Here is a 4,806-nt window from a genome sequence, read left to right as displayed (position 1 = left end):
CCATTTTCATAGTCAGAAAATTTACGTAACCATTCTATATTATCTTCACCAAAATCAGATATTTCGTCCCAACCTTCAGCACCAGCAATGGTTGCAGTAATTGCTAGAAACAAAATTTCAGGCAATTTATGCGTAACTTTCCACTCTTGGCGATGCTCTCTGATTATTGAAATATGATCTAACAAGGTTAATCCATTCATTGGTGACTTCTCTCTAACTTAAAGAGAAGCATAAGATCACAGCTAAATGTGATCTGCTAGTCGATCATTGTGATAAGAATGATCGTGCGATATCTGTCACTTTATTTTTATAAAAACGCTGTTCATTTTTTAGGCTTTTCATGATTTAGCCCTGACGCAGATATGAACCGTTTACCTGCCTCAGGAACCACACTAGGATTGAGCTATGCTTTAAATTATTAATTTAAACTCGTCACACTATCATCTAATCGTGTGACGAGTTACTTACCTAAGTTTATAATTCTCATTTTAGGATAAACTCCATTTCTATTCCCGCATAAAATATTTCTTTATTTCAATATTAATCAGTTATTGTTTAATTTAAATTGAGTTTTTAGTGTGTAGCAGCTAAGTGTTTTTGGCGACTGCGGCACTATTTTCTTTTGTGTCTGGTGTACGCCAAACGACACTATCAATGCCGTATAAATTGAGTCCGCACTATTGAGGATGCTCAGCATGTTTATGCCAAGTGGTAGCCGTTTGATTAAATACATCTTTAACGACATTACTCCCTAGCTTTTTGCGGGCTTGTGTTACCGCACTTCTTGCGACGTAGTCGACCTCTTGAGGTAATACGATATCGAGTTTGTTAATAAGCTGACGGACAGACTCAGTTCTAAAAAGTGGCATGCCTACAACAGCCCAGACCATGGCATCCATAGGGAGCTTTCGTTTTCTTAACGTAGCGACGCCATTGGACTGTAGGCAAGATTCAATAATGTCTGGCTCTAAGATATCTGACAAAGAAGAAAATTCGGTAAGACGATTAATCGAAGTGCAAGCGAGTGCCTCTGAAAGTTCCATAAAAAATCCCATGACCTTTTGAGTCATAGGATTTTGATCTTCTTCAGCTAAAAATCAACTAATTTTTCTTAACTGATCGGCATTAACCATTTAGGTAGCTTTTTTTTGTAGCTTTTTTCTTTCGTAAAACGGGTGTTATGGTAAATACATACCATATGGTAATGATTAACTTGGTAAAACAACAACACCGAGAGGCTCTAATAGTTGCTCTTGTTGCCAATCACAAATTTTCACTCCATTTAAATTAACACGGCGGGGATCTAAACCATGTAATTCACAATTACTGAGATCACAATATTGCATATCAAACTGTCCCCAACTATCTGAAGAAAAATCTCCTCGACTTAAATCAGATCCCTTAAAAGAAGTATTTCGTAAATTTGCTCCTACCCAACGATTTTCAAATAAATCACACTTTTCAATGCATTGCTTTTCAAAATTTGTATAAGACAAATTACAACCAGTGATATATACAGAGCAAAAGTAACTTTTGTGGGAAATTTGGTTTATAAAGCTGGTTCTTATAAAGCTTGCCCCTTGTAAATCACACTCTCTAAATTCGCACCCAAAACCATTAGCTCCTTGAAAATTAGCCATTCCTAACCTGCATTCTTTGAAAGAAGCATCACGTAAATCAGCATAGTCAAATTGACACCCTGTATTTTCTCCGGCTTCGATAAATTTACAATTTATAAATTGTGCATCTCTTAAGTCTGCATGGCTAAAATTACAAAGGTAAAATTGACAGTTTTCAAAAATAGCTTCTTGAAATGATTGTTGTGAAAAGTCCTGCTCTCTAAAAGATTTATTTTCCTGTTTCATAACATTCTCCGAATTAATAATAGCCCCAGATTACACAACTAAACATATTAAATGAAATTTATTAACCCCTTTAAAATCAACAGATTAAAAACCACTTAAATCGCGATTATAAGGCACTAAAATCGCATTCTAAGAGTTGTTTTATGAGTCGAGCGAAAGAGTGGTTAGGGAAAAAACTTTCAATCAATACAATTACAGATAATTAATTTTTTTTATTGCTTGATTATTGAACTGTTTTTACTTTTAGTTGAGGTGATAAATCCAAAAATAAAATTTTAAGTCAATTTATGGAATGTTAGGTTAATAAAGTAAGAGGTGCACAAAATGACGCTTATGTTAAATAGCCGGTATTAACTTCAAAGTTGTCCCTGAAAATCGATTTTTGAGACGTTTAAAAAACCTCCCCTTAGATTGTCTTTCTATTATTAAAACAACTCAGATCGCAGCTATGGAGTGATTTGTAAATTAAGTTGGAGGAAATCAAAACTACTAGTTACACTGTAACTTTAGAACTGTAAAAAAGAAAAGGCCACCGATTAGTAGCCTTTAAACACATGAAATGTATTAATAATTAAGCGTGCTTAAAGCCTAGGTTTAATTTAAACCCACATGCTTGAGCATAACTAACTAATGTTTTGAGGCTTGGGTTTGATCTCCCTGACTCCAAACGAGAAATATTAGGAGACTTAGTTCCCATCTTTTCTGCAACCTGGTCTTGAGTTAATCCTGATTGTTCTCTCATTGTAATAAGAGAGCTAATAAGCTCAAATTCAGCTCCAAGATCATCATAAGCTTCTTTTACTTCTAGGTTCTGAAATGCTTTCTGTTTTAATTTAGATAAACTCATTACTTTACCTCCTTCATTCTATTGCGTGCTAACTCAATTTCTTTTTTGGGCGTCTTATTTGATTTTTTAACAAAAGCTCTTAACACGAGAATGTGTTTTCCTTTTAAATAACAAAACAATCCACGACCAATACCTTCTTGACCTTTCGCTCTTATTTCAAAAAGACCATCTCCCATAGAGTCAGTATGAGGAGGCCCTAAATTTGCACCATGCAACTCTATTAATTCAAGTAACTTAATCATTCGAGCTTGAATCTTAGGCGGCATAGATAATATGTCATCTTCTACACCTGTGTAAAAATCAACTTTCCAAACCATTTAATAAACACCTATCATATATGATAGGTTATTTTACCATAAATATTTTAAAAAACAGATTTACTTTACTAGAAAAGTTACAGTGTAATCATTTGGAAGGAATAAAAAAGCCACCGATTGGCAGCCTTTTAGAATGTCGTTTAGGGGTCTTATGGTAAATAAAGCACCATAGTCCCTTGTATGGCTATATATTATGAATGTAAGCCCCAATCTCGAGCAACAAACCAATTTGTTTTCCAAGTTACAAACTCACTAGGTTGAAAACTACCTGCCTGCACTTCAATACTTACAACTTGCTCAGGTAAAAGACCTAGAACATGTTTTTTTTGATCACTTTCGTAATCCCACATATGAAAACGGTCAGATTTATTATGAGCTCGTCGACAGGGGCCAAAGTCCATTGGCGCACACAAGCGTATTAGATTTCTTCCATCTTCCTTAGAATAAAACGTAACTTTAATTTTATTCTTGGAATGAATAGCATTTATAAAACTTTCTTGCATAACATACTCCTTCGGGTCGATAAAACAGATAGCTAACAGCTTTATATACAAAATATTTCGCACTTGTTCTGTTGCATATGCTACCAATAAAATATCACGGAAACGTTCGTAAAAACCAACTTAATGTTATGGACTATTTATAGCAAAACTTTGAATTGGAAAACTGTTAGTGAAAGTCTCATGCACAAAATGACGCTTATGTTAAATAGCCGATATAACCTCAAAGTTGCTCCTGAAAATCGCCCTCTGAGACGTTTTAAAAATGCCTCCTTTATGATTACCTTTCTCTTCATTCCATCACCTTAGATCTCTGCTATGAAATAATTATTAGAATATAAAATGACAATGCTATAATTGTGTTAACTATTAACACAAGAGGGCTTTGTAATGTCTAGAACAACAAGTGTAACAATCGGTGAATCACTAAATGGTTTCGTTGGAAAAATGGTTAAAAGTGGACGATACGGATCAACAAGCGAAGTAATGCGTAGTGCTTTGCGCCTTCTGGAACAAGAAGAAAACCAACTCAATTTACTACGTAAAGCTGTAGAAGAAGGTGAAAATAGCGGTGTATGTGATTTATCTTTAAAAGAAATAGCGACAAGAAAAAAGGCTATGCTGCGTGTATAAATTATCAAATAAGGCAGTTGAAGATTTTGAACAAATATATGAATACACTTATCTAAATTTTGGTGAAGATAAAGCTGATATTTACACTGATGAGATGGAGAAATGCCTATTACTTTTATCTTCTGCACCACAAATAGGACGATCTGTAGATAAAATAAAAAAAGGTGTTTATAGACATGATCATGAACATCATGCCATTTTTTATTTAATAGAAAGCAACTATATATTCATAACTCGTATTCTTCACCAACAAATGAATCCAATGCTGCACCTATATCGAGTAGGGTGAGGCTTTTGCCTCATCCCTCTCACAGAACCGTACGTACGGGCCTCGTATACGGCTCCTGTATTCTTTTATTCCATCATCCGCTTTTCATAAACGCTGATGGAGCAAGCCAACCTGTATTTACATTCTCTATATTATACAAACCAAGCCCTTCAAACCAACTATTCGGCATCGCAAAACTTGATAAGGGGCTTCTCGAATTTCGCCACGAGTTCATTTTAATGAACTTAAAGGGTGGCTTATATTTCAGCTGCTTTAATCGTCGATGTAGCCGACTCGGCTTCTTCCACAAGTTAAGCTGTACTGCCCTTAATCTTCGTCTTGTCCAACCAGCTAGTTGTTTCAGCTCTCGTTTGCA

Annotated in this window: 7 protein-coding genes and 1 pseudogene; 2 read left to right on the top strand and 6 right to left on the bottom strand. The window is 35.0% G+C overall.

Annotated elements, in window-relative coordinates:
• The 6 genes and pseudogenes from H592_RS0111365 to H592_RS0111340 form a co-directional block, all read right to left on the bottom strand.
• Positions 1 to 200 (bottom strand): transposase family protein (locus H592_RS0111365; RefSeq protein WP_028868881.1); only part of this gene is annotated, 200 nt, incomplete at its 3' end.
• A 396-nt stretch (positions 201 to 596) separates the two neighbouring features.
• A pseudogene (locus tag H592_RS22130) lies at positions 597 to 1,043 on the bottom strand (transposase domain-containing protein); the annotation flags it as partial.
• 165 nt (positions 1,044 to 1,208) lie between these two features.
• Positions 1,209 to 1,865: a Qnr family pentapeptide repeat protein gene (locus tag H592_RS0111355; protein ID WP_028868880.1), complete on the bottom strand. Its 657-nt coding sequence runs from the start codon at positions 1,863 to 1,865 to the stop codon at positions 1,209 to 1,211.
• Between the two features lie 571 nt (positions 1,866 to 2,436).
• The gene (locus H592_RS0111350; protein WP_028868879.1) at positions 2,437 to 2,712 is read right to left on the bottom strand and encodes a helix-turn-helix domain-containing protein; all 276 of its coding nucleotides are present in this window, start codon (positions 2,710 to 2,712) and stop codon (positions 2,437 to 2,439) included.
• A complete protein-coding gene (locus H592_RS0111345) occupies positions 2,712 to 3,029 on the bottom strand; it encodes a type II toxin-antitoxin system RelE/ParE family toxin (protein WP_028868878.1) in 318 nt (105 codons plus the stop codon). The genes H592_RS0111350 and H592_RS0111345 overlap by 1 nt, the downstream gene beginning before the upstream one ends.
• Positions 3,030 to 3,220: 191 nt before the next feature.
• A complete protein-coding gene (locus tag H592_RS0111340) occupies positions 3,221 to 3,532 on the bottom strand; it encodes a hypothetical protein (protein WP_028868877.1) in 312 nt (103 codons plus the stop codon).
• A 387-nt stretch (positions 3,533 to 3,919) separates the two neighbouring features.
• Here H592_RS0111340 and H592_RS0111335 point away from each other — a divergent pair, with 387 nt between their 5' ends.
• Complete coding sequence (locus tag H592_RS0111335; RefSeq protein WP_028868876.1) at positions 3,920 to 4,162, top strand: type II toxin-antitoxin system ParD family antitoxin; 243 nt, start codon at positions 3,920 to 3,922, stop codon at positions 4,160 to 4,162.
• Entirely contained in the window at positions 4,155 to 4,451 is a 297-nt protein-coding gene (locus tag H592_RS0111330; RefSeq protein ID WP_028868875.1) for a type II toxin-antitoxin system RelE/ParE family toxin, read from the top strand. Before H592_RS0111335 ends, H592_RS0111330 begins: the two co-directional genes overlap by 8 nt.
• Positions 4,452 to 4,806 lie beyond the last annotated feature (355 nt).

Source organism: Psychromonas arctica DSM 14288, assembly GCF_000482725.1.
GTDB lineage: Bacteria > Pseudomonadota > Gammaproteobacteria > Enterobacterales > Psychromonadaceae > Psychromonas > Psychromonas arctica.
Note: the sequence above shows the minus strand (reverse complement) of the source record. Positions and strands in the feature narration are given on the sequence as shown.

What these genes read in the sequence shown, in the direction of transcription:
- H592_RS0111355 (WP_028868880.1), bottom strand. Translation starts at nt 1,865, where the DNA reads ATGAAACAGGAAAATAAATCTTTTAGAGAGCAGGACTTTTCACAACAA.
- H592_RS0111350 (WP_028868879.1), bottom strand. Translation starts at nt 2,712, where the DNA reads ATGAGTTTATCTAAATTAAAACAGAAAGCATTTCAGAACCTAGAAGTA.
- H592_RS0111345 (WP_028868878.1), bottom strand. Translation starts at nt 3,029, where the DNA reads ATGGTTTGGAAAGTTGATTTTTACACAGGTGTAGAAGATGACATATTA.
- H592_RS0111340 (WP_028868877.1), bottom strand. Translation starts at nt 3,532, where the DNA reads ATGCAAGAAAGTTTTATAAATGCTATTCATTCCAAGAATAAAATTAAA.
- H592_RS0111335 (WP_028868876.1), top strand. Translation starts at nt 3,920, where the DNA reads ATGTCTAGAACAACAAGTGTAACAATCGGTGAATCACTAAATGGTTTC.